The sequence below is a fragment of the Polyangium mundeleinium genome (assembly GCF_028369105.1).
GTDB classification, from domain to species: Bacteria; Myxococcota_A; Polyangia; order Polyangiales; family Polyangiaceae; genus Polyangium; species Polyangium mundeleinium.
The window spans coordinates 10,134,295-10,160,401 of the sequence record NZ_JAQNDO010000001.1; the positions used below are offsets into that span (position 1 = coordinate 10,134,295).

General features: G+C 69.5%; 21 protein-coding genes. 11 read left to right on the top strand and 10 right to left on the bottom strand.

Going from position 1 to position 26,107, the window contains the following annotated elements; genetic code table 11:
- Positions 1–158 precede the first annotated feature (158 nt).
- The 6 genes from POL67_RS39995 to POL67_RS40020 all read left to right on the top strand — a co-directional run bounded on the left by POL67_RS39995 (position 159) and on the right by POL67_RS40020 (position 8,505).
- The gene (locus POL67_RS39995; RefSeq protein ID WP_271926099.1) at positions 159–1,148 is read left to right on the top strand and encodes a hypothetical protein; all 990 of its coding nucleotides are present in this window, start codon (positions 159–161) and stop codon (positions 1,146–1,148) included.
- 617 nt (positions 1,149–1,765) lie between these two features.
- A complete protein-coding gene (locus tag POL67_RS40000; protein ID WP_271926102.1) occupies positions 1,766–2,326 on the top strand; it encodes a hypothetical protein in 561 nt (186 codons plus the stop codon).
- 89 nt (positions 2,327–2,415) lie between these two features.
- Positions 2,416–3,525 (top strand): PAS domain-containing protein, encoded by a 1,110-nt coding sequence (locus POL67_RS40005; RefSeq protein ID WP_271926104.1) that lies wholly within the window; start codon positions 2,416–2,418, stop codon positions 3,523–3,525.
- A gap of 205 nt (positions 3,526–3,730) precedes the next feature.
- Positions 3,731–5,212: a serine/threonine-protein kinase gene (locus POL67_RS40010; RefSeq protein ID WP_271926106.1), complete on the top strand. Its 1,482-nt coding sequence runs from the start codon at positions 3,731–3,733 to the stop codon at positions 5,210–5,212.
- 35 nt (positions 5,213–5,247) lie between these two features.
- Positions 5,248–6,135, top strand: coding sequence for an SDR family oxidoreductase (locus POL67_RS40015; RefSeq protein ID WP_271926107.1), 888 nt, complete (start codon positions 5,248–5,250; stop codon positions 6,133–6,135).
- Between the two features lie 57 nt (positions 6,136–6,192).
- Positions 6,193–8,505, top strand: coding sequence for an AAA-type ATPase lid domain-containing protein (locus tag POL67_RS40020; protein WP_271926108.1), 2,313 nt, complete (start codon positions 6,193–6,195; stop codon positions 8,503–8,505).
- A 28-nt stretch (positions 8,506–8,533) separates the two neighbouring features.
- On the opposite strand, the gene POL67_RS40025 is transcribed toward POL67_RS40020, so the two are convergent.
- The 6 genes from POL67_RS40025 to POL67_RS40050 all read right to left on the bottom strand — a co-directional run bounded on the left by POL67_RS40025 (position 8,534) and on the right by POL67_RS40050 (position 15,880).
- Complete coding sequence (locus POL67_RS40025; protein ID WP_271926109.1) at positions 8,534–9,133, bottom strand: hypothetical protein; 600 nt, start codon at positions 9,131–9,133, stop codon at positions 8,534–8,536.
- Positions 9,134–9,219: 86 nt separating this feature from the next.
- The gene (locus tag POL67_RS40030; RefSeq protein ID WP_271926110.1) at positions 9,220–9,843 is read right to left on the bottom strand and encodes a hypothetical protein; all 624 of its coding nucleotides are present in this window, start codon (positions 9,841–9,843) and stop codon (positions 9,220–9,222) included.
- A 46-nt stretch (positions 9,844–9,889) separates the two neighbouring features.
- Positions 9,890–10,480, bottom strand: a complete 591-nt coding sequence (locus POL67_RS40035) for a hypothetical protein (protein ID WP_271926111.1) — start codon at positions 10,478–10,480, stop codon at positions 9,890–9,892.
- 463 nt (positions 10,481–10,943) lie between these two features.
- Positions 10,944–11,576, bottom strand: a complete 633-nt coding sequence (locus POL67_RS40040; protein ID WP_271926113.1) for a hypothetical protein — start codon at positions 11,574–11,576, stop codon at positions 10,944–10,946.
- Between the two features lie 146 nt (positions 11,577–11,722).
- Positions 11,723–14,572: an AAA family ATPase gene (locus tag POL67_RS40045; protein ID WP_271926114.1), complete on the bottom strand. Its 2,850-nt coding sequence runs from the start codon at positions 14,570–14,572 to the stop codon at positions 11,723–11,725.
- A 69-nt stretch (positions 14,573–14,641) separates the two neighbouring features.
- Positions 14,642–15,880 (bottom strand): trypsin-like peptidase domain-containing protein, encoded by a 1,239-nt coding sequence (locus tag POL67_RS40050; protein WP_271926115.1) that lies wholly within the window; start codon positions 15,878–15,880, stop codon positions 14,642–14,644.
- Positions 15,881–16,325: 445 nt separating this feature from the next.
- Here POL67_RS40050 and POL67_RS40055 point away from each other — a divergent pair, with 445 nt between their 5' ends.
- On the top strand, positions 16,326–16,910 hold the full coding sequence (locus tag POL67_RS40055; RefSeq protein ID WP_271926117.1) for a hypothetical protein: 585 nt from the start codon (positions 16,326–16,328) through the stop codon (positions 16,908–16,910).
- A gap of 3 nt (positions 16,911–16,913) precedes the next feature.
- On the opposite strand, the gene POL67_RS40060 is transcribed toward POL67_RS40055, so the two are convergent.
- Positions 16,914–17,486, bottom strand: a complete 573-nt coding sequence (locus POL67_RS40060; protein ID WP_271926118.1) for a TetR/AcrR family transcriptional regulator — start codon at positions 17,484–17,486, stop codon at positions 16,914–16,916.
- 142 nt (positions 17,487–17,628) lie between these two features.
- On the opposite strand from POL67_RS40060, the gene POL67_RS40065 reads away from it, so the two are divergent.
- The 3 genes from POL67_RS40065 (at position 17,629) to POL67_RS40075 (ending at position 21,680) form a co-directional block, all read left to right on the top strand.
- Complete coding sequence (locus POL67_RS40065) at positions 17,629–18,828, top strand: cytochrome P450 (protein WP_271926119.1); 1,200 nt, start codon at positions 17,629–17,631, stop codon at positions 18,826–18,828.
- Positions 18,829–18,876: 48 nt separating this feature from the next.
- A complete protein-coding gene (locus POL67_RS40070; protein WP_271926121.1) occupies positions 18,877–20,232 on the top strand; it encodes an alpha/beta hydrolase in 1,356 nt (451 codons plus the stop codon).
- Between the two features lie 239 nt (positions 20,233–20,471).
- The gene (locus POL67_RS40075; protein ID WP_271926123.1) at positions 20,472–21,680 is read left to right on the top strand and encodes a HEAT repeat domain-containing protein; all 1,209 of its coding nucleotides are present in this window, start codon (positions 20,472–20,474) and stop codon (positions 21,678–21,680) included.
- A gap of 25 nt (positions 21,681–21,705) precedes the next feature.
- Here POL67_RS40075 and POL67_RS40080 read toward each other — a convergent pair whose 3' ends face one another.
- The 3 genes from POL67_RS40080 to POL67_RS40090 all read right to left on the bottom strand — a co-directional run bounded on the left by POL67_RS40080 (position 21,706) and on the right by POL67_RS40090 (position 25,272).
- A complete protein-coding gene (locus POL67_RS40080; RefSeq protein WP_271926124.1) occupies positions 21,706–22,500 on the bottom strand; it encodes a polysaccharide deacetylase family protein in 795 nt (264 codons plus the stop codon).
- Entirely contained in the window at positions 22,497–23,621 is a 1,125-nt protein-coding gene (locus POL67_RS40085) for a glycosyltransferase family 2 protein (RefSeq protein ID WP_271926126.1), read from the bottom strand. Before POL67_RS40085 ends, POL67_RS40080 begins: the two co-directional genes overlap by 4 nt.
- A gap of 106 nt (positions 23,622–23,727) precedes the next feature.
- The gene (locus POL67_RS40090) at positions 23,728–25,272 is read right to left on the bottom strand and encodes a hypothetical protein (protein ID WP_271926128.1); all 1,545 of its coding nucleotides are present in this window, start codon (positions 25,270–25,272) and stop codon (positions 23,728–23,730) included.
- Between the two features lie 78 nt (positions 25,273–25,350).
- On the opposite strand from POL67_RS40090, the gene POL67_RS40095 reads away from it, so the two are divergent.
- Complete coding sequence (locus tag POL67_RS40095) at positions 25,351–26,103, top strand: hypothetical protein (protein ID WP_271926130.1); 753 nt, start codon at positions 25,351–25,353, stop codon at positions 26,101–26,103.
- Positions 26,104–26,107 lie beyond the last annotated feature (4 nt).

Here is a 26,107-nt window from a genome sequence, read left to right on the forward strand (position 1 = left end):
GCCGTGTCATCGAGAGAGAGCACGCGCCGCCGATCCGCGGAGAAGGCCGCATGGGCCCCCACGCGCCGCTGGCATCGCCTTTGCGATGAGGCTTCGTCCCCCCCGACGCGATGGAGGGTCGCGAGCGACATCCGCCCGCGAGAAAGAGTGATGAGGTCATGAGGAAGAAGACCTTTGCTGTGCCCGCGTTCGCCCTCCTTACCTGCGCGCTCCCGGGCTGCGTCGTTGATTCGACGACGGAGGTCGAGGACGGCATCGCGATGCCGGGCGCGGCGCCCGAGAGCGCCCCCGTGGACACGACGATTGCGACGCTCGAGCTGTCCGGCGGGAAAGTGGTCTTCGTCGACGAGGGCGACGGCGTCGCGTTCTTCGAGGTCGGGAATGTGGATCTCACGTCGCTGCTCGAGGATCAGAAGGCCTCCGCGCTCGAGGTCTTCCTCGCGCTCGCGCCGGAAGGCACGCCCGCTCCGACGCGGCTCGTGGAGCACCACGCGGAGGTCGTCGCCCGGACCGGCACGGTGCCCGCGGTGCCGCGCAAGCTCGCGCCGATGTTCGTGATGCCCGAGGTCCAATCTCTCACGAACGACCCCCTCACGAGCGCGGGCCCGAACTGCTGGGGCTGGGGAGGATCGGGGACCTACACCGACGAGACGGGCTTGTCCGGCTTCAGCCTGTCGTCATTCCAGAGCGGCTTCAAAGACTCCTATTCGCAGATCACCGGGAATGCCTTCCAGGTTTCGAATGGCGCCACCCTCGTGAGCTCGCCCGAGGCCAATGGGAGCTCGCCTCCCGTGTCGACCTCGATGGGCCACGAGCGCGCGATGGCGTTCTGCGCGTCGCAGGCCATCCCCAACGCGGGGAGCTGCGACGACAACCGCATCGAAGCGTTGGTCTACGTGCAGCACACGAACGAGTCCGGGACGAACGTGTTCGCTGGCAGCGTGACCCTCTATGATTTCGGCGAGGGGGCTCGCTTCCGCTCGAACTACACGAACAGCGGCGGCGTCGCGCGCCGGTATACCGCCACGGTCACGTTTTCCGCCACCGACTACGAAAACCTGCACGGCGTCAACCCTACCTGGTGCCAGGATCAGGTCGCGGTGGTCTGGCGGTCGAAACACACGGGGGGCAGCATCATAACCCCGTGAAGCGAGCGCAGAGGGCCCTGACGGGGGCTGCCGAGGGTCGGCGGAGCGTCGAAGAGCGGTCGGCGTGGGCCGGGTGGGCTTTGGCGAGGCGCCGACGAGGGATCGGACCGGTCCGGAGGTCTTTGGCGAGGCGTCAACGGCGGGGCCGCGCGGCCCGGAGGGTCTTTGGCGAGGCGTCAACGGCGGGTCCGAGCGGTCCGGGGGGGCCTTGGCGAGGCGTCAACGGCGGATCCGAGCGTTCCGGGTTGTCCTTGGCGAGGCGCCAAGAGCGGGGCGACGCGTTCCGGGTTGTCCTTGGCGAGGCGCCAAGGGCGGGGCGACGTGGTCCGGGGGGTCTTTGACGAGGCGCCAAAGGCGGGTCGGAGCGTCCGCGGTGGTCTTGGCGAGGCGCCAACGGCGTCTCCACATGGTTCGGGGGGTCTTTGGCGAGGTGTCCGCGGAGGCTCGGACCATCCGGAAGGGTCGTGACGCCCCCGGGGTCCGCGTTTGCACAGGATCTCCAGCAGCGAAGGCCCTCCCTGCATGGCCTCGGAATCTGCGGGCGGTCGGATCTCGCCCAGCCAATGGCGGAGCCCACAGGTTTGCCCGCGGAGCGACGCCCGCGCTAGGGTGGCTCGATGCCGACGCTCGAGCACAACGGTCTCGTCGACATGTTCCGCGAGAACCCGGCCCTCGCGCCGCACCTCGTCGAGCTGCTCTTCCGCATGGACCTGCCGCCTTACGCCACGGTCACGGTGGTCGAGACCGCCCTCGATCAGCTCGTGCCCGTGGAGTTCCGCGCGGATCTCGTGCTCGAGCTGCGCGATGAGCACGGCGCGCTGGTGTTCGCGATCGTGCTCGAAGTCCAGCGCGACAAGGACGCGCGCAAGAAGTACGCATGGCCGGTGTACGTCGGGGTCGTGCGGGCGCAGAAGGGGCAGAGCGAAGGAAAGGCCACGTTCCCCCCGTTCGCACAGCAGATCTTCGACCGCGGCATGCACGAGGGCGAGCTCCGAGGTGAGCTCAAGGGCATGCTCGCGGGCAAACGCGACGCCCTGCTCCGGCTCCTCGCGCGGGCAGGGATCTCGCTCGCGGAGGACGATCGCGCTCGCATCGAGGCCTGCATGGACACCGATACCCTCGATCGGTGGGTCGAGAACGTCCTGGGAGCGAAGACCAGCCGCGACGTGTTCGCGTGACGTAGCCAACCGGTCACCACGCGCCGCGCAGGCCTGGTCTCAAGGGTCTCCACACCCCACCCCGATCGGAGGTATACCGCCAGGGACGTATGCCTCAGTTCGCCCTCGCGGAGCGCCTGCGTGGCCTGGAGCGGCTCTGCCTGCCGGTCTGGGTCTTCGACGTGGAGCGGGCCCGCATGGCCTGGGGGAACGCCGCCGCGCTGACGATCTGGCGCTCGCCGAGCCTCGACGAATTCCTCTCGCGGGACTACTCGGACGCCTCCACGGCGACACGTACGCGCAACGAGGGTTTCCTCCGCCGGCTCCGCGAGGGACACGACGCGCACATCGAGCACGCCTTCACGTTCTATCCACGCGGCGAGCCCTTGCACCTGCGGTGCTTCATGTCCGCCGTCGAGCTCGACGACGGGCGCTTCGCCATGCTCATCGAAGGCCACGTGCGGACCGAGGAGCAAGACCCGAAGATCCTGCGGAGCCACGAGGCCCTGCGGCACGTCTCCGCGATGGTCGCGCTCCTCTCCACCCAAGGCGCCGTGCTCGTGATGAACCCAGCCGCCGAGAGCGCCTTCGGCGGGTCGAGCACGCCATCGGCCTGGTTCGAGGACGCAGGCGTGGTGGCGCGGATCCTGAAGGTCGCCGAGACCCTGGAGGTGCTCGACGAGGAGCTCGTCGCGTTGACGAACGAGGGGCCGCGCTGGCACGCCGTGGAGGCGCGTCGGACGAGTGATCCGGTCACCGGGAAGCACGCGATCGTCGTGCACCAGGTGGACGTGACGGAGCGGCGGGAGCGCGAGGCCCTGATCGAGGCGCAGCAGCGCGAAATCCTGGAGCTCTCGGCGCCGCTGCTCGACGTGGCCGAAGGGGTGGTCGCGGTGCCGATCGTCGCGGCCTTGACCGAGGCGCGGTGCGCAGAGCTCGAACGGCGGCTCCTGCCCGGCATGATGGAGCGCGGCGCGCAGGTGGTCGTGTTTGATCTGACGGGCGCGACGGCGACGGAGGGCGAGGGGCTCTCGCTGCTCGTGCGCCTGATCAGCGCCGTGCGGCTGCTCGGCGCGCGGCCGATGGTGACGGGCGTGCGGTCGACGCTGGCGAGGGAGCTCGTGCAGAGCGGCGCGGACCTCGCAGGCGCGGCGGTGATGCGGTCGCTGCGGGAAGCGCTCGCGGCGGCACGCGGGGCGCAGCGGCCGCTCCGGCGCTGAAGCGAGCGCACGGGGCGAGCGCGCGTGCACGGCGCGCTTCGGGGGGCGTGGCTCTGTCCTGGTCGATGGCGACGCGTTTTGCGGGCCCGCTTTTGAAGAATCGGGAGGCCATGCCATACTGAATCCGGATTTTGCGTCGGCGGGTGGGGCCGGACGGGGCGAAATCGGCCAAGGCGGAGCGTCGACGCAGGGGGGCGAGCGCGCCATGAGTTTGCCGGTCGCAATCGGGGACGTGATCGCCGACAAATACCGCGTCGATCGCGTCCTCGGCTCCGGCGGGATGGGCCTGGTCGTCGCGGCGACGCACCTGACGCTACGCACGCGCCGCGCCATCAAGGTGATGCTGCTCCACGGGGTCGGCTCGCCTCTCTGCGTCGAGCGCTTCCTGCGCGAGGCGCGGGCCCTCTCCGAGCTGCGCAGCACGCACGTGGCGCGGGTCTACGACGTCGGACGCCTGCCAAACGAGGCGCCCTTCATGGTCATGGAGTACCTCGAAGGGCACACGCTCCTTTCGCGGCTCGCGCAGCGCGGCCCGCTGCCCGCGGAGGAGGCGGCCGTCTACGCGCTGCACGCGTGCGAGGCGCTCGCCGAGGCCCACGCGCGCGGCATGGTGCATCGCGACCTCAAGCCCGACAACCTCTTCCTGACCCAGGCCCACGATGGCTCGCCCTGCGTCAAGGTGCTCGATTTCGGCGTATCGAAGCTGCTCCACGACGAGGGCGAGGGCAGCGCACGCACGACCACCGGCGCGATCGTGGGCTCGCCTCTGTACATGTCGCCCGAGCAGATCAACGGCGCGCACGACATCGATGGGCGCAGCGACATCTGGGCGATGGGGGTCATCCTCTTTCAGCTCGTCACGGGGGAATGTCCTTTCGCGGGGAGCAATGTGCTGGAGATCCTCGCGCAGATCGCGAACAAGAAGCCGCCTCCGCCGTCCGCGCTGCGCAAGGACCTGAAAGCCCCTCTCGACGCGGTGATCCTGCGCTGCCTGGAGAAGGACCGCGCGCTGCGCTACCCGGACGTGGTGGCCCTGGCGCGAGCGCTCGCGCCGCTCGCGCGCGCCGAGCCAGACCCGCCGGCGTCGCTCGTCGCGCGCATCGAGCGGGTGTACGCCACGGCGACGAAAATGGCGTCGATGTCGACCGTCGCAGTGCCGAAGGCCGACACGAGATACACGCCCGCGCGCGCGGAGCCGGAGAGGGGAACCCCGGAGCCCACGCACACCATCGACATCACCCTCACGCCCCCACCCTGGACACGCGCGGGGATGCCGATGATGGTTCCAACCGAAGGAACGGTGCTCGCGTCGTCGGCCGGCGGGTTGACCGGGACGCACGTGGTCAAGCCGCGGCGCGCGATGGTGCGGCATTTCGCGGCGGCCGCGATCGTGCTCGCGCTGAGCGCGTCGCTCGGAAAGCTCCTTTCCCTTCTCAATCCCCCCATGCCTGCGCCCGCGTCGCCGGTCCCCGTCGCCTCGTCCGACATGCCCCCTCCCCGCACCACGACCAACACGCGTACGGCATTGGCTGCCCCGAAGCAGGCCCCCAAAAACGCTTCGAGCGTCGCCCGGCCGGCCGGGTCCGTCGGGGTCGTTCCGAGTGCGTCGGGATCGACACATGCGTCGCCCCCCGTGCGGATGGGTTCGCCCCAGAAGGGGCCCGCCCGGCGTCCATCCTTCCGGTGAGCCCTTCCGGACCCCAGGTAGCCCCAAGGGGAATCATGACCAAAGCTGCGATGAAGGATCCCAAGGATCTCGGGCGGAAGCCTCCGTTCCCTGCGCAGGAGCAGGAGCACCCGGGCGCGGAATCGGGCATGCAGCCTCGGGCGGACCACGGCGAGGCGTCCTACCGAGGGCTCGGTCGGCTGAAGGACCGCGTCGCGCTGATCACCGGCGCCGACAGCGGCATCGGGCGCGCCGTCGCGCTCGCCTACGCGCGCGAGGGCGCGGACGTGGGCATCGCGTACCTGAACGAGCACGAGGACGCGAACGAGACGAAGCGCCTCGTGGAGGAGGCCGGTCGGAAGGCCACGCTCTTCCCCGGCGATCTCTCGACCGACGCCGCGTGCAAGAAGCTCGTGGAGGACGCGGTGAAGGCGTTCGGCCGCATCGACATCCTCGTGAACAACGCGGCCGAGCAAGGCAAGGCCGTCGAGACGTTCGAGGAGCTCGACGCCGAGCGCGTGGAGCACACCTTCCGCGTGAACATCCTCGCGATGTTCCACCTCGTCCGGCACGCGCTGCCGCACATGAAGCCGGGGAGCGTCATCATCAACACGTCGTCGATCCAGGCCTACCAGCCAAGGCCGGAGATCCTCGATTACGCGGCCACGAAGGGCGCGATCGTCACGTTCAGCAAGGGCCTCGCGAAGGCGCTGATCGAGCGCGGGATCCGGGTGAACACGGTGGCGCCGGGGCCGGTGTGGACGCCGCTCGTGGTGCAGTCGTTCCCGGCGAACAAGAACGCGGAGTTCGGGCAAGACAGCCCCATGGAGCGGCCCGCGCAGCCGGCGGAGCTCGCGCCGGCGTTCGTGTTCCTGGCGTCGGACGAGTCGAGCTACGTGAACGGCGAGGTGCTCGGGGTCACGGGCGGTAAGCCCCTCGGCTGACCGGATCGGGGGCCGGGCTTTGGCCCAGCGGCCCCCCTTCCGCTACCCTGCCGGGCGATGTCCTGGCCCACCCGCTCGCTCTGGATCGCGGCCCTCGCCGTGGCGTATGCCGCGGTCGCGGGGCTCTGGGCGACAGGCGGGGACGGGAGCGCGTGGTTCGCCCTGCTCTTGCCGCTCGCATGTGTGGTGGGCTGGAGGCTGACCGCGGAGGACACGCGCAGCGACGACACGCTCGATCCCGGCGCGCGTGCCGCCGCGCGGGTCACGATCGCCGGCGCCTCGCTCTTCGCCGCCTCGCGATGCGGGGCGACCACCGCGGGCTTCGTGGCGGGGGAGAACCTCGGCGTCGCGCTCTCGGCGATGGGCTCGCTCTGGGCCATCGCGCGGATCAAGCCGCTCGGCGGGCTCGCCGAGCCGAGCCCGTCGGCGCGCAGGCTCGACGCCGCCGCGTTCGCCGCGCTCTTCTGGGTGGTCGCGGCGGCGCTGCCGGGCGCGGCCGCGATGCTGCCCGAGCGCACCGAGGGGCTCGATCCGCTGCTCATCGACTACGCGACCGTGGCCGCGTCGATCGGCTCGCTCGGCGTGCAGCTCTTCGCGGCGGCGCGGCTCGCGGCCACGCGGCGCGCGGAGATCGGCGTGGCGGAGCGGGCGCAGGCGGCGCTCTGGCTCGGCTCGATCGCGCTCGCCGTGGGCATTCTCGCGGCGGCGGCGCGGGTGCTCCCGCCCGAGCGGGTCTTGCCGATCGCGGTGGTGCTCGCGTCGCTCGGCGCGGCGTTCGCGGCGGCGAGCCGCGAGCCCGAGACGGCGCTCTCGGCCCTCCGGTTGACGCTCGCGACGACGGGACTCGTCGCGCCGATCGCGCTCGGCGCGGTCTACGTGGCGCACGTGCGGCCGGCCGTCGCGGGCCCGGTGGCGTTCGGGGCGGCGGGGGCGGCGGCGCTCGCGGCGCTCGTCGCGCAGCGGCTCGCGCATCGGGCGGGGCCCGGGAGCGGGCGGCTCTTGCCGGCGCTGCAAGCCGCCGCGCGCGCGGCGACGACGCCCGATCCGGAGGAGGCGCTCCGGTCGGCGCTCTTCGAGCTGCGCGGCGCGCTCGGGCAAGACGGCGAACCGCCTTCGCTCTACCGGTTCTTCCCGGCCGAGCAGGTGAGCGTGGATCGCGCCGGCTTCATGCACACGAAAAAGGCCGAGATGCCGCCGCGGCTCGTCTCGCTCGCGGACGCGGAGCCCGAGCGGATCCTGCGGATCGAGGTGATGCACGCGGTCTCGGTGCGGAAGCCGGAGGTGCGGCCGCTCATCGCGTGGCTGGAGGACAACCACCTGTCGGCGGTGAGCGTGGTGCGCGACACGGACGGCCCGATCGGGGCGCTCACGGTGCCGGCGGGGGCGCGGGTCGCGCCGTCGACGCTGTCGGACGTGCGGGCGCTGCGGCAGCTCTCGGATCGGCTGGCCGCGGTGCTCGGCGTGTCCTCGATGCTGTCGCGCTCGCGCGAGCGTGAGCTCGTGGCGCGGGACGACCTCGACAAGGTCAACACGGAGCGCACGCGGCTCGCCACGGAGCTCGGGCGTATCGAGGGGCAGTTCGAGGCCATTGCGAGGGGCCTCGAGCAGCGGGCGCGGGTCGCGCTCTACAGCCCGGCGGCGCAGGCGGCGGTGCAACGGCTGGAGCAACTCGCGGCGATGGACGTGCCGGTCACGCTTCTGACGTCCCCCGGGATCGACGCGGTGGCGTGGGCGGCGCTCGTGCACCTCGCGTCGGCGCGGAAGAAGGGCGTGATGGTGATCGTGGACGGGACGAACCCGGCGGAGCACGACCCGGCGAAGTGGCAGGATCGGGTGGCCTCGCCGCTCGCGCGGGCGGCGGGCGGGACGCTCGTGCTCCTCGACGCGCACGTGCTGCCGGAGCTCGTGCAGATGCGGATCGCCTCGGGGCTGCCCGCGGACGTGGGGCTCGTGGTGGCGCTGCCGGGCACGGTGGACTCGCTGGCGGCGAGCGGGAAGCTGTCGGAGGTGCTGGCGGATCGGCTCGGCGATCGCTCGGTGGCGCTGCCGGCGCTCGCGTCACGCGGGGAGGATCTGTCGCTGCTGGTGCTGGAGGCGCTGACGCGGATCGGGAAGCGGCTGCGGCAGGCGCCGCTGGGGATCGACCCGCGCGCGCTGGCGGCGCTCGTGGATTACGAATTCCCGGGGAACGATGCGGAGCTGGAAGGGATCCTGTTCCGGGCCGCGCTGGCGGCGCCGCCGGAGGCGCGCGCGGTGACGGTGCGGGAGCTCGAAGCCGCGGGATTCTCGCCGCCGCCGGGGAGCGAGCGGAGGGCGCGCGGGACGGGGCCGCTGCCGCAGCCGCGGAGGAAGCGGTCATCGAAGACGTAGCGGGCGGAGGCGGGACCAGGTCCCCATGTCATTGCGTTGGTTCCGCCCCCTGCTTTTCAGGCTCTTCTGCCTCCATGAACATCGCGCCGGGATAGCCGCAGAAATTGTTGCGCGCCTCCGCCCATACCCCCGAGAATTCGCCCTCCGTGTAGGGACGGCACATGCCTTTCTTCAGGTTGCCGTAATCACGCGTGAACGATGTGAAGTGCTCGTCGCAGCAAGCCTCGAACGACGCCCCGCAGGTCGCCTGGGGTGTCCGGGGGATGAACCCCATGACGTCGAGCCCTCCGAAGGCGATCGACAGGTCGCAGTAGAGCTGGCCGATGATCTGCGCGGACTGCTCCCCTTCCTCGCAGCACTGGGCGGCGTTCTTTGCGACGCCGACAGGAACCTCCTCGAGCATACCCGCCACGTGGCCCACGTACGCGCATGCCGCGCGGCGGTCGCGGAGCAGCAGGGGAGGCCGCGTCTGGCGGCCCGCCCGGCGGCCGGCTTCGAAGGCCTCGCTCTCCTCGCGTCCCTGGCACTCCGGCGGCGGCTCCGCGAGGGCGCCCCTCGAAAACACGAGCAAGGCGAGCAGCACGCCGGGCCGGACCATCGTCGCCGTCATCACAATCGGTCGCTTCATCGCATTCCTCCACGCGCGTGCGCGTGGCCCTGCCCGGCGAGCCGCCGACGGCGCGCCCGCCAGGCAAAGACCGCCCTCCGCTCAGTTCAGGTCTCGGGATAGGCGCAGCTGAGTCGCCGGGCCTGGGTCCACACGCTGATGAACCGGCCCCTCGTGTAGGGGATGCATTCGCCGTAGGCGTTGCGGTAGGCACGCGTAAAGCTGAGGTACGTGGAATCGCAGCAGGTCTGGAATGCCCCTCCGCATATCGCCACGTCGAGCCTCTCGAAGAACTGGTCCTCCCCGAGTCCGCCAAAGGCGATGGACAGGTCGCAGTAAAGCTGGCCCTTCATCTTGGCAATGAGGGATCCTTCTTCGCAGCACCTGCCCACGCACCGGTTCAGACTCCGGATGGCCTCCTCCTCGGCTCCGGCGATGATGCCGACGTGCTGACAGGCGACGGCTCGGTGCGAGCCGGGCGGCAACCTGAGATCGTCGAGGTTGCTGAGCACGTCCGACTCGAACCGCTGCACGAGGTCGCATCCTTCTCCCTCGCGGTCCACCGCCCCCCACGCCATGCGAACCAGGCGCTCCCCGGTCTGCACGCCGCTCCGGAAGAACCGCTGCTCCCGCTCGGTCCGGCATGCGGGCGGCGGGGTGGCCGCGGCAGCCTCCGCCGCGAAGCCCAGCGTGACGAGCGTCCATCCCAGCATGGCTACGATGCATTTCATGATACACCCCCTTCATCCGTCTCGTTTGACCGTTTCAATGTCGCTCTCAAAATGGCTGGCAGATCCGCATTTCCATGACGTCCAGGCTGATGCCCCAGGTGCGCAGGATCATGGGCGGCACGATCCCGAGCTCCGCGGTATCGATGGTCTTCCTGCACGAGGTAGGATCGCTGCGATCGAGGAAGCCGTGCTCCGCGATGAAGACCTCATTCACGTCGTTGGGCGTCATCAGCAGCCCGGAGTTGAGCGCGGCGAGGAACGTCGCCGACGCGATTTTCCCCACGCTGAGGGTCGACAACGCCGGGAACGAGGGATCGGCCTCCCGACAGACGGCATGCTCGAGCGCCAGCCTGGCGATCAGGCCGCTGTAGAAACCACTGAAGTAGCAGCGCTTGAGCGCATCCCCTCCTCCCCATGTGGCGCGCATGCTCGCGACGGCCCTGGGGAGCGCATCGACGGCCCGGTTGACCGAGCTCCGATCGCAGGCCACCCGCGCCATCATCTGCCCGACGATCAACTCGCCGGTGTTGTGACCGTCATTCGACGCCGACTGACAATCCGGGAATGGTTGCGCACACGCGACTTCCGGCAATGCCATCATGAGCGCCAACGCTGTCGAACCCACGAGCTTCTTCATGGTTCCCCCTCCCCTGGCTCCTTCCCGCACGGAGCCGCATTTTCGATGCCGGATGCGCGTCCCGTGCCGTCCACATTACAAGCGCCATGCCAACCCTCTTCCGTGCGATTCTGCGTATGGAATTCAGTGAGCCTGACGAAAAAACGGCGGACGATCGGGGTACGTCTCGGGGAAGCCCCAAAGGCAAGCGCGAGCGGCCCGCAGGGAGCGGCAGGGGGCGCGGAGGTCTAGAAGTCTGGGGAGGCGGTCCAGGGGCCCGCGCGTTCCGGCGTGCGCACGGCGTAGCCGATACCGGGCTCGGGCCAGAGGTGGACGCGCGGGACCCGGCAGGCCTCGATCTTGCCCTGGGTGGAGATCAGCCACGGCCACGCATCGACCCAGGGCACGCACGACGGCGCAGACCTCGCGCCCGAGCCATCGCGGACCGCCGAGAGGGAACGGTGAAGCGAGGCGCGCGTCCGGCTCAAAAGACGTAATTCATCCCGACGTTGAAGCCGCCGTCGACGTTCAGGAGCGAGGTGCTGGTGGAGCCGTCTCCCACCGTCCCGACGAAGACGATGGCCTCGGGCCTCGCGAACAAGTTGAACTTCGGGCTCGCATAAAACGCGAGACCGAAGCCGAGCCGCGCGGCGCCGCCCACCATCGTCAGCGCCGGCGTGCCTTCCGGCGCGTCCTTGATGGGCTGCTTGCCGAAGAAGCCGCCGCCCGCGATGCCGGGATTGAGGAACAACCCCCTTCCAATGTTGATGAGGTAATTCCCCCCGAGCGTGAACACCCCGCCCTGCCGCGCGACGTCGTTCTCGCCCTTGTAGAAGTAGCTGACATTCAGCTCCAGGTTCAGGTTCTTGACGATGAAATAACGGAACGAGAGCCCGGTGATGTTCGTGGTCCGGATCGAGGAGGTGCTGCCCTCCTTGCTGTAATTGAGCACGAGGAGGCTCTCGGCCCCGATCTCCTTGATGCCCTTCCCGATCGCCCGGATGCCGTTCGTGTCGGGAGCGTCGGGAACGAGGATGTCGGCGCGCGCGGGCGCAGGCGCGGCCACGAGGACCGTGCCAAGAGAAACCATTGCAGCGACAATCGGCCAAGTACGCATGATACCTCGACGGGATGAGGGGGACGTGGGCGCGGACGCGACAGACCGCATCGACCCTGGATTTCCCGACGGTTCTACACCATTTCGAGCCGCCCGGAACGGCACGACCGGGCCAGGTGTATCGAATTAAAAAGTTTTAAGAGGCCTCAGCAGCCCGGGCGGTCGAGCGTTTGTCGCGGCGGCTGCTCGGGATCGAGCGATTCGAGGACGACCGCCGTGGGATCGAGCAAAAAGCCGTCGTCGCGGCTCTGCAGCAGGGCGCCGAGGCCGAGCTTTCGGAGCTTGGTCAGCGTGACGTAGACGCGGTTCGCCGCCGCCTTGGGCGGGATGCGTTCCCCGGGCCAGCCAGCCTCGAAGAGCTCCGCAATCGAGAGGGCGCGCCCCGGAGCGCCGATGCGCGTACGAACGAGGAGAGCCAGCACGAGGCGCGCCGCCTTCGCTTTCAAGAAAGGCACCGGGCGGCCATCCTGAAGCCGAAACCAGCGGGCCTCCGGGCCCACGATGAGCCTCGCAATCGCCGGCGGGAGCGGATCGGCAGGCTCGCTCGCCGAGGCCGCGGGCAGGGTGATCGCGCGTTCGAGCAGGCGCACGGCGAGGCGAACGTCCGCCGAGCAGCGCGCCGGCGCAAGGGTGCCATCGGGCGCCGGCGCCTGCGCCATGGCAATCGGCACGGCGGCCGCGAGGCGATATCGCTCGGCGGCCGTCCCATCCCCCGCCGCCGCGGCGACGCGCGCGCGAAAGGCGTCCGCGTGGGCGGCGTGCAGCTCCACCGCGATCCTCGTCGTGAGCACGCGCCCGCCGACGAGCCTTGCAGCGGCAGCTTCGAAGTGGCCCGCCGCGGCGTCCGCGTGGCCGAGCCCGGCCTCGACGGCGCCGAGCGCGGCCAGGAAGACGACCGAATAATGCCGCTCCCCGGTGCCCTGGAGCCGCGCGAGGGCTTCACCGTACGCGGAGCGCGCGTCGTCGAGGAGGCCCTCCTCGAATGCCACGTCGCCCAGGTAGCCGTGGAGCACGCCCTCCGACCACCGATCGCCGACGGCGCGGTGAATCGAGAGCGCCGCCCCGAGCTTTTCGCGCGCCTCGCCGAACCGGCCCCGCGCCTGCTGGACACGCCCGAGGATGCCGAGCACGTAGCCCTCGGTGCGCCGGTCTTCCTGGAGCAGGGCGAGCACCTGGCCGGCGGCGAGCTCGGCTTCGTCGATCCGGCCGAGGCTCAGGCGCGCCAGGGCGACCTGCGCCAATGCCAGGGAGTGTCCCCTCGGATCACCGGCGGCCTGGAAGCCTACGGCTGCCTGCTCCACGTACCCCACGGCCTCCGTGGCCCGCCCCCGCCAGTTGAGCGCGCCGCCGTAGGTGAGCATCCAGTCGGCATGAAGCGACGCTTCGCCGAGATCGAGGGCGATCGCGCGCGCTCGATCGAAGCAGGACCGCGCGTCGTCCGGGCGCTCGGCCTGATCGAACATCAGCCCGAGCTTGGTGAGGGCGAGGCATTCGTCGGCGCGCGAGCCCGCCACGCGCGCTTCGTCGAGCGCCCGCTGAAAGCCGAGGAAGCTGTCGAGCACCCGTCCCCGGAGCAGGTCGGCCAGGGCGCGTGTGTAGAGAGCCCGCGTGCGCAGGCCCGGCGGGGCCGCAGCCTCGAGCGCGGCGTCGAGCATCACCACGTACGGCTCCAGGCGGCCCTTGGCGCACAGGAGGAGCACGGGTTCGAGCAGGAGGAGCCCGCGGAGGGCGGCCTCCGCGTCCTCGGGCGTGAGCGGCTGCCGGGCGAGCGCGCGCGTGCACACGGCGATCAGGTTGCTCGCCTCCAGCGAGGCGCGGCGAACGTCGATCACCCGCGGCAATGCGGCCTCGCGCGGGCCCGCCATGCCGAGGAAATACGCCGCGTGGCGCCGGGCGGCAGCTTCCTTTCCGCCGAGCTCGTCGAGCCGCTCCTCGGCATACGCGCGGAGGCTCTCCAGCATGCCGTAACGGCGCTCGCCCGCAGAGCCCGGCGGATGGAGGTCGAACGCCCGAATCAAGGATTTGTCGTGCAGCGATTGGAGCACGTCGAGGACGGGCGGCGCACCGCCTTCACGCCCGGCGCCGAGCTCGAGCACCGCCTCCGCGGCTTCGAGGGAGAAGCCGCCGGTGAACACCGAGCATTGCGCGAGCGCGTCCTTTTCCCACGGCGCAAGGAGATCCCACGACGAGTCGATCGCGCCGCGCAGCGTGGCCTTGCGCGCGGGCGCGCCGCGGGCGCCCGTCACGAGCAGCTCGAAGCGGCGCGCGAGCCGGTCGAGGATCTGTCCCGGCGCGAGGACGCCCATGCGCGCCGCGCAGAGCTCGATCGCCAGCGGGATCCCGTCGACGCGCCGGACGATCGCGGCGACGCTCTCGGCTTCGGCCTCGGTGAGCTCGAAGTCGAAGCGCACGGCCCGCGCCCGCGCCACGAAGAGCTCGACGGCGTCCGAGGAGGCGATGGCTCGCAGCGATCGCTCCTCCGCGGGCGGCACGCCAAGCGGCTCGAGCCCGAGGGACACCTCGCCGTCCAGCCGGAGCCGCTCGCGCGAGGTCACGACGAGCTGCGCGCGAGGAGCAAAGGAGAGCCAGGGGCCCAGCATCCGCGGGGCCACGTCGACGAGCTGCTCCAGGTTGTCGAGGAGGACCACGCTCCGCGGCGACTCCGCGAGGACGCGCCCGAGCTGCGCCACCACCTCGTCGGCGGTGCCCCCCGCGGCCAGGGGGACGTCGAGCGCGCGGGCGAGGACCGCGCACGCGTCGTCGATCCCCTTCGCCTCGCTGAGATCACAGAAGAAGAGGCGCGGCCTCTCGCGCGCGGAGGTGGAGAGAGCGGAAGCGGCCCACTCCAGCACGAGGCGCGTCTTGCCGATGCCGGCGGCGCCGGTGATCGTCACGAGCCGAGCGCCGGCGTCGATGCGCTCCCCGAGCGCGCGGAGCTCCTGCGCGCGCCCGATGAAGGCGCCGCGCGCCGACGTACCGGGCAGCAGGATCGTCACGGGCGGACGATACCACCCCGCGGAAGCCTGCGTTAAAAATCGTTAAGTGGGCCCCGCGGGCCCGATCGTTCAAAAGGTCGAGATGCCCAGCGAGACCTGATGGATGAACTTCACGTCCGGCGACGGCAGCACGCGCAGCTCGTATCCGAACGTCATGACATGCACATGCACGCCCAGGCCCACGGACAACGCGCCGGCGTGGGTCCAGGACTCCTTCGTGTTCTCGTTCATTCGGAAGGAGCACGGGGTCGCCTGGTTCATGCACGTCGGATTGTCGAGCACGAGGTTGTAGTTTTTTTCCTCCGTGTACTCCCAATTCCAGCCGGCGCCGATCGAAGGGACGAGCGAGACCGACGCGGGCGCCGAGACCAGCGGAATGCGGTACCCGATACGTAGATCCCCCGTGATGCGCGCCGTGTCCGTCCGCCCGATGGGCAGGCGGATGTCGCTGCTGTTCGCAGGGACGTACGCGAAGACGCCGAAGCGGGGCAAGAACTCCAACTGGTCGAGGAAGAGGATTGGAACGCCCAACGTTGCGCCGACGAATCCCCTGCCCCGCTCGAATTGAGCCGCGAATGCGGACGCGAATCCGAGGACGATGTTCGTTGGGCTGCGAGGCGGCGTCTTTCCCACGCTCGCGCGTGCCTCGCGTATTTTTCCGACCGGTACCGCGTGACCCATCGGAGATTCCCACACGGCGCGTCCCGAGGGAGGAGGGATGAGGAGGCCGACCACGTGGCCCTGACAGTCGAGGAGCGGGCCGCCGGTGTAGTTCATCCCGACCAGCGCGTCGATCGACAGAAGCTCGTCGTCACGATCGGCGACGACACCCCGGCGGTGGGCCGGGAAGCGATCTTCACGCGTGCCGAAGTCGAGAGGAACGCCGATCGCGACGACCTCGCTGCCGATCACGGGCGCCGACGTCGCGAGTTCGAGCGCCTTTCCACCGATGGGCGCTTCGAGCTCCAAGACGGCGATGCGTTCGAATGCGTCGGTGAAGACGACCTTCGCGCCAATCGAGAGACCGTCGCGTGCATGGACGCGCAGGTTGAACGGCCGATCCACGACGTGGAAATGGGTGACGACGTGCGTGTCGTCCAGCAAGAAGCCTGCGCCCCAGGCTGTATGCGTGGTGATCCGGACCGTCCCGCGCCGCGCAGCATCCGCGACGCGCTCGAGCCCCGCCTTGCCGCACGTGCCGCTCTCCGCGGGGATGGCGGGCTCCGCGGGTGCGGCGACGACCGCCGCGGGCGGCGCAGTCGCGGCGAGCAGCACCGGCGCGGGGAGCAGGGAGGCAGGCTCGGTCACGGCACCCTCGCCCTGGGTCTGCGCCTGGACGACGGCAGGAACCGCAAACAAAGCCGCGGCCAAGGCGGCGGCCAGGGGCCTCGCGGCGCGCGGCGCGGGGGAGGTGTCGTGGGTGCATTCTCGGGCGGGGTTCCACATATCGATCGTCTCCGGCAAGGGCGACCCGGGGACAGATCCGGGGCGTACCGAAGATGCTAGCGATCGACGCGGAGAGCGCACATGAATGATATTTAATCGTTCACGACGGGCGGGCGTGGTGCTGGACGTGCATGTCGCCGCTGGTATGCCGATTGCTCAGCGGCCCCCCATGCGTACGCTCTCGTGGCTCGTGGGTGGGTGGGTTGCTTTGGTGTTGGTCGCCGCTTGCGGCATCGAAGACGAATGCGAGTCTGGCACCACGAGGTGCAACGGATCGCAATTCCAGAGGTGCGTCGGCGAGAAGGGCATGAGCATCATGCCGGGGACACGGCCCATCTACATGTGGGAGGACGCGCCCTGCACCGGCCTGTGCGTGGAAGCAGGCGGAGAGGCCGTGTGCGAGCCGCAGCCGGACGGCCGTTGTCCTTCCTGCGAGGGAGACTGCGCGCACGGCGCCACCTTGTGCGTCGAAAATTCGGCGCTCGACTGCGACGCGAAAGGACGTTTGCTCAGGGAGAGCGTATGCGACGTCGCGTGCGTCGTCGGCGTGTCGGAGGTCTCGAAGGAACCGCTCGCCCTGTGCGCCCTCTCGCCCGCCCCGGAGCCCGCTTGCGAAGGCCACGAGCAAACCGGCGGCGTGGCCTGCGTCGACGGGAAAAAGACGCGCTGCCAGGCCGGATTTGCGGTCGCACGCCTCACGCAGAACGAGGGGGATTGTGGTCCTTCGGAATTTTGCGTCGAGACGGAGAGCACACCCCTCTGTGCCCTCGAGCCCTCGCCCAACCCGAGCTGCGCGGGCGTGGAAGACTTCGGCCAGGTATGCGTCGACGGCATCACCGTCTGGTGCCGCGGAGGATTCGTCGTCCAGCGCGGCTCCGCTTGCTCGCCTTAGATTCTAGCGACGGGGACGGCCCAGCAGGCGCCTGCCCAGGTCGAGGAGGTGCTGGCGCAGGGTGTCGTCGTCGATGGCTGCGAACTCGGGAGCGCCGCCGGCCATCGCGAGCCCCGCGGACATGACGTGCACCAGGATCGCGTCGGCGAGGCTCGGGCCGGCCCCGGCGAAGACCTTTCTCAATTTGGTTCGGAGGTCCTCGTCCTTCGGCGCCTGCAATGTCCGGTTGACGAGACGCTGGAGCCCGGGGTCGCTGTTGAACAGGCGGATCAGCGTGCGCTTGCGGACGATGAGGTCGACGAACCCGCCGAGCGCGTGCTCGATCTGCGCGCCCCGGCTCCGCTTCGTGCGCGCGTCGTCGAGGATCTGATCGAGCTCGTGCAAAGCGGGCAAGGCCACGGCCTCGGTGATCTCGTCCTTGGACTTGAAGTGGTAGTAGAGGGCGGCCTTCGTGACGCCGAGCTCGTCGGCGATCATCTGCATCGACGTGCCCTCGATCCCGTGCTCGCTGAACAGCGTCAGCGCGACGTCGAGCAGTCGTGATCGGGTGTCGTGGACAGCGGTGCCGGCAGTCATGGCCCTCCTCGCGGGAGCCGAGACAGTAGCCCGCTCCTCGCCGCTCGGCATGCTTTCCGATCGGTCAGCTCCCAACTAACCGATCGGCTTGCACCGAACTTACCGATCGGTTAGCGTGGAGCCCCGAACCGGAGGAGGAACCATGACCGCCGATGCCATTCCGACGCTCGCCATTGTCAGGACCTGCCCTTACGCGCCGCCTGCGCAGCACCGCAGCTTCCGCCAAGAGGCCCCCATCACCAAGGTCGAGCTGCCCACGGGCGCGACGGCCTGGGCGGTCACCCGGCACGAGGACATTCGGACGCTCCTGTCCGACCCACGGTTCAGCGCCAGCCGGAAAAACCCCGGCTTCCCCCACCTGTCCCCCCTCGTGATCCCCGCCCTGAATGGAAAGCCGCTGCTGATCGAGATGGACGGGCAAGAACACGCGGCCGCACGCCGGGCCGTCGTCGGTGAGTTCACGGTCAAGCGGGCCGCCGCGCTCGCGCCGCGTATCCAGCAAATCGTGGACGAGCACATCGACGCGATGCTGGCCGGGCCTCGCCCGGTCGACCTCGTGCAGGCGCTCTCCCTGCCGGTGCCATCCCTCGTGATCTGCGAGCTGCTCGGCGTGCCTTATGCCGATCATGGGTTTTTCCAGGCGCGCTCCGCAACACTCGTGAGTCGGGAAGCGCCGCTCGAAGCGAAGGGGCTCGCCTTCTTCGAGCTCCTCTCCTATTTGGACAAACTCGTGACCGACAAGGAGCAAAATCCGACCGACGACTTGCTGGGCCGCCAGGTCCTCAAGTTGCGCGAAGAGGGCACGTACGATCACGAGTCGCTGCTCAACCTGTCCTTCATCCTCTTGATCGCCGGGCACGAGACCACCGCGAACATGATCTCGCTGAGCACGCTGGCGCTGCTGAAACACCCCGAGAAGCTCGCGGCCCTCCGGCAAGATCCCGAAAAGACCCTGGCGGCGGTCGAGGAGCTTTTGCGGTATTTTACCATTGCGGAGCTCGGCGTCGGTCGGGTCGCCACCGAGGACGTGGAGCTCGGGGGTGTGCTCATCCGGGCCGGGGAAGGCGTCGTCGTGCTGGCCAACATCGGCAACCGCGATCCGGAGGTCTTCCAGAACGCAGACGAGCTCGACCTCCAGCGCGGCGCCCGGAATCACGTCGCCTTCGGCTTCGGCGCGCACCAATGCCTTGGCCAGAATCTGGCCCGGATCGAGCTGCAAATCGTCCTCGACACGCTGTTCCGGCGGATCCCCGAGCTGCGGCTCGCCGTGCCCGAGGAGGAGCTGCCGTTCAAGAGCGATGCCTTGGTGTACGGCTTGCACGAGCTCCCGGTGACCTGGTAATCGGAGATCACAGGCGTCGACGCGACGCGTGCCAGGAGGCGTGAACCGATGTCCCAAGCATTCCACCCCGACCTCGCGCGCGTCGCGCGCCTCCTCCCGCGCGTGACCATCTCACCGCGGCTGCTCTCCGTGATGCGCTTCCTCATGCGCGTCATGCCGGTGCCGCGTGCGCCGCGCGACGTCGTGGTGCATGACGTGAAGGTGCCCGGCCCTGCCGGCGCCCCGCATGTGCGTGTGCGAATCTACCGCCCCGCGACGCTCGCGCGGCCTGCACCGGCGCTGCTGTGGATCCACGGCGGCGGGTACATCCTCGGCGCGCCGGAGCAAGACGATCTCCTCTGCGCGTCGAACGCCCGCGAACTCGGCATCGTCATCGTGTCCGTCGACTATCGGCTCGCCCCCGAGCACCCGTTCCCGGCCCCGCTCGAGGACTGTTATGCCGCGCTCCGCTGGCTCTTTGCAGAGGCCGCCGCGCTCGGCGTCGCGCCCGACCGCATCGCGATCGGCGGCGCGAGCGCCGGAGGCGGGTTGACGGCCGCGCTCGCCCAGCTCGCGCACGATCGCAAAGAGGTGAAGCCCGTCTTCCAGCTCTTGATCTATCCGATGCTGGACGACCGGACCGCGACCCGCACAGACATCGACGGCAAACACCACCGCCTCTGGAGCCAAGAGAGCAACGTGGTCGGCTGGACGTCGTACCTCGGTCACGCGCCAGGCAGACCGGTCGTCCCGGCGCATGCGGCCGCCGCGCGACGCGAGGATCTGTCGGGCCTGCCGCCGGCGTGGATGGGCGTGGGCACGTGCGACCTCTTCCACGACGAGGACGTCGCCTACGCGCGGCGGCTTTCCGCGTGCGGCGTGCCGTGCGAGGAGGTCATCGTTCCCGGAGCCTTCCACGGCTTCGACCTGACCTTCCGCGACGCGCCGGTGTCGCGCGACTTCCGCGCGGGATACGTGGCCGCGCTGCGGCGTGCGCTGAACAATACAGCGTCATTTCATTGGAGAGGTATACGCAACATGTGCCTCGATCCGTCTGCGCGCGACTATGACTTGACCGCGCTCTCCGACGCATTGGCAGAGATCATCGACGACGTCGGCGCTGACAAGCTTCCAGACGATATTGCGAGTGCAGTCGAGAAGAATTTCTTCTCTCTCGATGAGGGGTCGCTGCTTCTCGGTGTGGCCACCTACTCGACCGACGACGAGGGCGCCCACATCCGGCAGGTACTGGAGCATTGGCTGGAAGCAGGTGTCGATGAAATCCGCGTGGCGCTCGCCCTTTCGCACGAGGCGATCCCATTTCGCTCGCGTGCCCGAAGAGTCGCAATTCTGACCGGAATCGCAGGACGCTTCCCGAAATTTGCAGATAGATGCAGGCACTTGATCGAAGCATCACGCGAGTAAGTGGGGTGCGGCGCGGTGAAGCTCTCCGAACGCCTCGAAAGAATCGTTCGTGATTCGGGCTGGTTCCTCCCGGTCTTCACGGCTGTTCTTGGGTAGCCTCCTCGGCCTCGGCGCCGCGCTCGCCGTGTGTGCCAGGGAAAACCCCGCGCGAGATCTGCTTCATCCTTGAGCGAATGAGGCAGGTTGTGTAGCCTCGGGCTCACCGGAGACCGCTGGATGGAGACCGCGTTGGAGCTTGCATGGCCTGGTTCGAGGATCTGAGCCCGTACGTTGATCCCGAGGGAGACGCGGAGGACGACACCGGCGGGCGGGCGGCGCCGGTCCTCAACATCGGCTGGCTCGCGCTTGGGCACTCGTTCCCCGAAGGCCCCGTGCCCGCCGCATTCCTCGTGCGGCTCGCGGTCCTCGTGACGCGCGCCAGAATCGTGCTCTCCCGCCGGAGCCATACCTGCTCGTTCGGTCATAAAAAGCCGATCATCGGGAGCGGGGAGATCCGCGTGGTCGGCGACGACGGGTCGAGGTTTGCCGCGCCGGTGATGATTCATCACTACGTCACCGACCATGGCTACCGTCCGCCGGACGCGTTCATCGCCGCGGTTCTGCGAAATACGGGCCTCTCCTGGGAACGGATGTACGAGGAGGACCTCTGCGCGAGTTGTGGCTTCGCCTTGCAGATCCGGAAGAAACACAAAGTCTACCGCGAGGACGAGGCCGGCATCGAGTCGGTCGTCGAGGGCTTCTGCGGCGGCTGCGGTGTTTCCTATCAACGCCGGGCGCCGCTGCCGAGCGGAGCGACGATCCAGCGTGCCCTGACGCAGCTCGGGGCCCCGGACCCCGACATGCGTATCGAGGCCGCGACCGATCTGTCCTATCTCCGGAGCCAGGATTCCATTCCGCCGCTCATCGCGCTCTTGCGCGACGTGCACGTGGGGGTGCGGCGCGCAGCCACCCTGGCGCTTGCCCGGCTGAAAGCCGAGGAGGCCATCGCCCCGCTCATCGAAAACCTCGAGCACCCGAATGAAATCTCGCGCGACGGGGCGATAAAGCCCCTCGCCGGCCTGGGCGCGGACGCCGTCCTCCGCGCCCTCGAGGCTCCCCTCCGGAACCCGGACATGCCCGTCCGCAGCGCCGCCATCGAAGTGCTGGCGCGCATCGGGGGCGAGGCGACCGAACCTTTGCTGATACAGCGCCTCGACGACCCGGAGGCATCGATCCGGCGGCAGGCCCTCCGGGCGCTGGCGAGCCGCGTCGATCGCCAGGAGCGCCGGCTCCTCACCCATGAATGCGACGGCACGGATCCCTTCCTCGATCCCCGCGTGCCGCTCGACGAGGCATGGCTGCAACAAACGGCGTCCCGAATGCATGTCCCCGAGGAGGAGGCGCGGGCGCGCATCGAGGTGCTGGCCGCGCGGTTTGGGATTCCGCTGCGCTGGCGCGATTGCGGCTGAACGCAATCACCCTCCGCCCCGCATCTCACCCCGCTCCGCCCGCCAGCCGCTCGTAGAGCGCGTGATACATCCCATTCCCCAGGGCCCACCGCACCGCCGCCTTCGCCCCGTCGAACGCGCGTGCCTTGAGGAGCCACCCCGGCGAGGCGCTCGCGAGCGCCTCGAATTCGGCCGCCGACGTGCCCTGACGAACCGCGATCCGGCAGAGCACCACGCCCTCGGGCAAACGCCCCGCCCGGTGCGCCCCGGCGCGCGAGGAATGGAACACACGGTAGCCTTCCAAGATCCCCGCCTCCACGTCGCATTGCCGGAATCGACCGCCGGGGAACGAAACCTGCTCCACGACGCTCCCCACGTGATCCTCGATCGTCGCCTTGGAATCACGCAGCTCCGCGCGCGCCGCCTCCTCCGGCAGATCGTCGAGGAATCGATGCGTCCGCCCGTGGGAGCCGATCAACATGCCTCGCTCGGCCATCTCGCGCACCTCGGGCCACCCGCAAAAACCAGCGCGATGGCCAATAAAATCGGACGTGACGAACACCGCTGCGCGGAGGTCCCGCTGGAGGAGGCGCGGCAAACCGTGCCGGTAGGTGCTCGCGTGTCCGTCGTCGAACGTCAACACGATCCGATCTTCCCTATCGAGCTTCCTCGGTAAAACCGCGGGATCGGCCACCGGCAGGCCCCGCCGGGCCAGGATGTCGAGCTGCGCCTCGAATGCGGACACGGAGACGGCGTACGGCCGATCCGCCGCGTCAATCGCGGAAAACTCCCGCTCGCCTTCGTAGAGCGCGTGATACATCAGGACGACGAGTCGGCTCATGTCTTCTCCCATCGCGCCTCGATGCGGCCTTCGAGGTAGTTGCGCAGCGCAAGCACCGAGGCCCGGTTCAATTCGACGAACACCTCCGCGAAGCTCACGAGCCGGAGCCGCCGCAGCTTCGGGAGGGCCGCGCCCACGAAGGACAGCGTGTAAAACGCGCCCTGCAGCGTCGCCGCCGTCCGGTAGAACGTGCCGCTCGCCAGCAAGGACGAGACGTACATCACGCCGAGCGCGTACGGCACGACCAGCCGGAACCATTTGTGCGAGACGAACTGGACCCACAGCGGGTTCCGCCACGGCAAGAACAGCCACCGGTGCCGCGCGAACGACTGGAAATTGCCCGTGAGCGTCCGGATCTTTCGTCTTCGCTCGCCGGCCATATTTTCTTGCAGCTCGTCGTACATCACCGCCCGCGGCTCGAACACCACGCGGCGGCCGCGGCGCGCGAGGTGCATCGGTTGCTCGAAATCGTCGAGCAGCGTGCCCGTCTGGAGCGGCGTGTAGTCCTCGCGCCGCATGGCATACAGCGCGCCCGTGACACCCACCGTCGAGGCGAAGCGGCTCTCCGCTTTGCGGATCCATTTCTCGTACCGCCAGTAAAGCCCGATGTGCGCCGCGGTCCGTGTCCTCGGATCGACGTGCAAAAGCTCCCCGCTCACCGCCCCGATACCGGATTGCAGCAAGCGTGCCACGAGATGGCGCACGGCGCGCCGCTCGATCCGCTGACGAACGTCCGCGAACACGACGACCGGCGTCTCCACGTGGGCCATCGCCACATTCAGCGCGTACGCTTTGCCGCGCCGCTCCGGATACCGGAGGAGCGTCACGTCGGGCGCGCGCAAGAGGACAGCGTCCGTCGCGTCCGTCGAACCATCCGAGACGAAAAGGAAACGCAGACGATCGGGCGGATAATCGAGCGCGCGCAGGTTCTCGACCTTGGCCGCGGCCCGCGCCGCATCGTTATGAACCGCGATCACCACGGTCACGGCGGGCCATTCGGCCACGACGGCCGGATCGACGGGCTCCTCGCGCCGAAAACGGGAGAGAATCCATATCCCGACCGGATATCCGACGTAGGTATACGCTACGAACACAAACGAAAGCCAAAACAAGAGCGCCATGGCCCCCCGCCCCGTGTCATTTCAGCGCGACGCGCGTGACCCAGCCGGTCTCGCGCACGTATTTCTAGCGTCGCGCGCGCAAGGGCGCACCTCGTTTGAGGTCGAATCATCGAATGCGTTCTACGGGCGTGATGTTGAGGCTGCCGTTGCGCACCTCGACGAGCTCGCCGTTCGACGGGACGAGCTGGACGAGACGCGCGCCTCCGTCCGCGCCGCGAATCTCCACGTTCGTGATCGGCTCGCAGACCGCCTCGCGATGCCCGGACGGGAGCCGCCGCCGAAGCGCGCACTTCCCCACCTCGCACCGGTACTCCGGTCCACACGGGCTGAGGTCGCCCGCGGGAATCCTGATCCACAAAGGCGTCATGCCGCGCCGCTCGCCCTCGACGAACACCTCCATCCCCGGCGGATCCGTCCGGATCTCGAACGGCACCTCTCCGACGTCGACGATCGGCTTCGGCCCGGGCGCCCTTTCGAGCGGCGCGGGCATGGGCATGGGGCTCCGGTGCGCGGGCGGAATCCATGCCTCCACCGACGCACGAGGCGGGCTCGCCGCCTCTCCGGCGATGTTTGCCCCAACAATCACCCCCGGCACGGCGATGACCCCGAGCACGGCGCCGCCCATGCGCCACCGCGAAAGCGGATACCGAGGCGCATGCACCCGCCGGTCCGTCCCGAAAACCCAAAACGACCGCGTCTCCTTGCCCCAGCGATATTGCGCCTCGTACACGGGCACCGCACGCACGACGAGCCGCTGGCCGTGGAGTTTTTCGTTTTCGGGAAACACGTGCGAGGCGATCAGCGCATTCGCCGCCGCCTCGACGTCCGCGTTCACCCGCGTAAAAGCCCTGCGATAAGGCCCGGCCCCCCCTTCCCCGCCGCGCCCCGGCTCGATGCGGGCCTCTTCCTCGCTGTGGATCACGTCGCCGCCCGCGAGCCCCACGAGCTCGTCCGGCAGACCCGTCTTCTCGATTTGCCGCGCATTCTTGCGCGTCGCCCAGCGCACGTGGATGCGCCGGAAATGGCAGAGCCGCCCGACCCCCCCGCAGGAGCTGCACGTGACCAGGCCATTGCCGCCGCAAGTCCCGCACGTCACGCGCCCGCTGCCCCCGCACCCCGAGCAGGTCGACGAGTACGTCTCCGTCCGCGTCGAGGGATTCCCCTGCGCATCCGTCTCCGTGATGGTGCGTGTCTCCGTGGTTTGACCGCCGCCGCCGCAGGACGAGCACGTGACGCGCCCGCCGCCGGCACAAGACGAGCACGTGACCCGGCCGTCGCCCCGGCAGCCGAAGCAGGTGCGCACCTCGTCGGTGTGGGGCACGCGCACGGCGATGCGCTCGTCGTACGTGAAGAGCGGCGGCATTTGCAGGACGATCTCCCACGCCCCCGGCGCGCGCCCGTTCGACGGGCCGTCGACGGGCGCGCCGACGTAAGCCTCGTAGGTCTCCTCCGGGACGCGTGTCTCCGTGTACGATTGAAACACCACGTCGAATGCGCCGCTGCGCTCGAACGAGGTCACGTCGAGCCGCGCCGCGAGCCCACGCCGCCCCCACGTCGTGGTGCGCACGTGTTGCTCCAGAAACAGACGCGCGTCTTCGAGAGCCAGCGCGCCAGGGGCCGGGGGCGAGGTCGCGTCGGGAGCGTCGTTCATCGGTTCTGAGTGCCGATTCTACCCGAGCTGCCTTGGCAACGCACCGACATCGCTGTAACGTCGACGCGCGCGCAAACGATGGCTTTCTGGATCCGGCAAGACCAATTCGAGGTTCTGGAGCGCGACGTCGGCATCGCGGAGCTCCAGCGGGACGTGATCCGCAGGCTCGGCGCGCGATCGCCCGGCTGCTTCGCCATCGTGCCGGAGCGCGCGATCGCCGCGGTGGCGCGGCTCGGCGCGGAGCGCGCGGCGCGTCACGGCCTCACCCGCCTGGGGCCGGTGCGGCTCTTCGTGGAGATGATGATCCTTTTCGGCTGCGCCTTCGACGACGACCCGCTCCTCCCCTGGGCCGGGGCCGTGCTCGCGGAGACGCACCCGACGCAGGCCATGAAGGCCGAGCGCTTGCACGAGGCGATGATGGAGTACCTCCGCGCCGTGCCCGGCCTCGACCAGGAGCGCATCCTCGCCGCGATGCGAAGGTTCGAGCCGAGGGCCACGCGCGCGCTCTCCCTGGACGTCGCGCCCGAGGCGCTCCGCGCGGTGATCTTGCAGGAGACACGCGCGCTTTTCCCCGAGCGGTTCATGGTCCTCGGACCCGAGGGCGAGGCCAAGGCGGCGGACCAGTGGGCGCGCCTCGCGGAGGCCCACGGGACGAGCGGCGGCGGGGCCGTCGTCTACGCGCTCCTCGCGAGCCTCCTCGGGCACGGATTCGCCGACGATCCGCTCTTCGCCTGGGCGGGCACGAGGCTCCGCGCGGGCGACATGCAGGCGATCGTGAACGAGGCAGGCCTTTATTGCGAGCGGGTCCTCCGCTTCATGCGCAAGGAGTGATCGC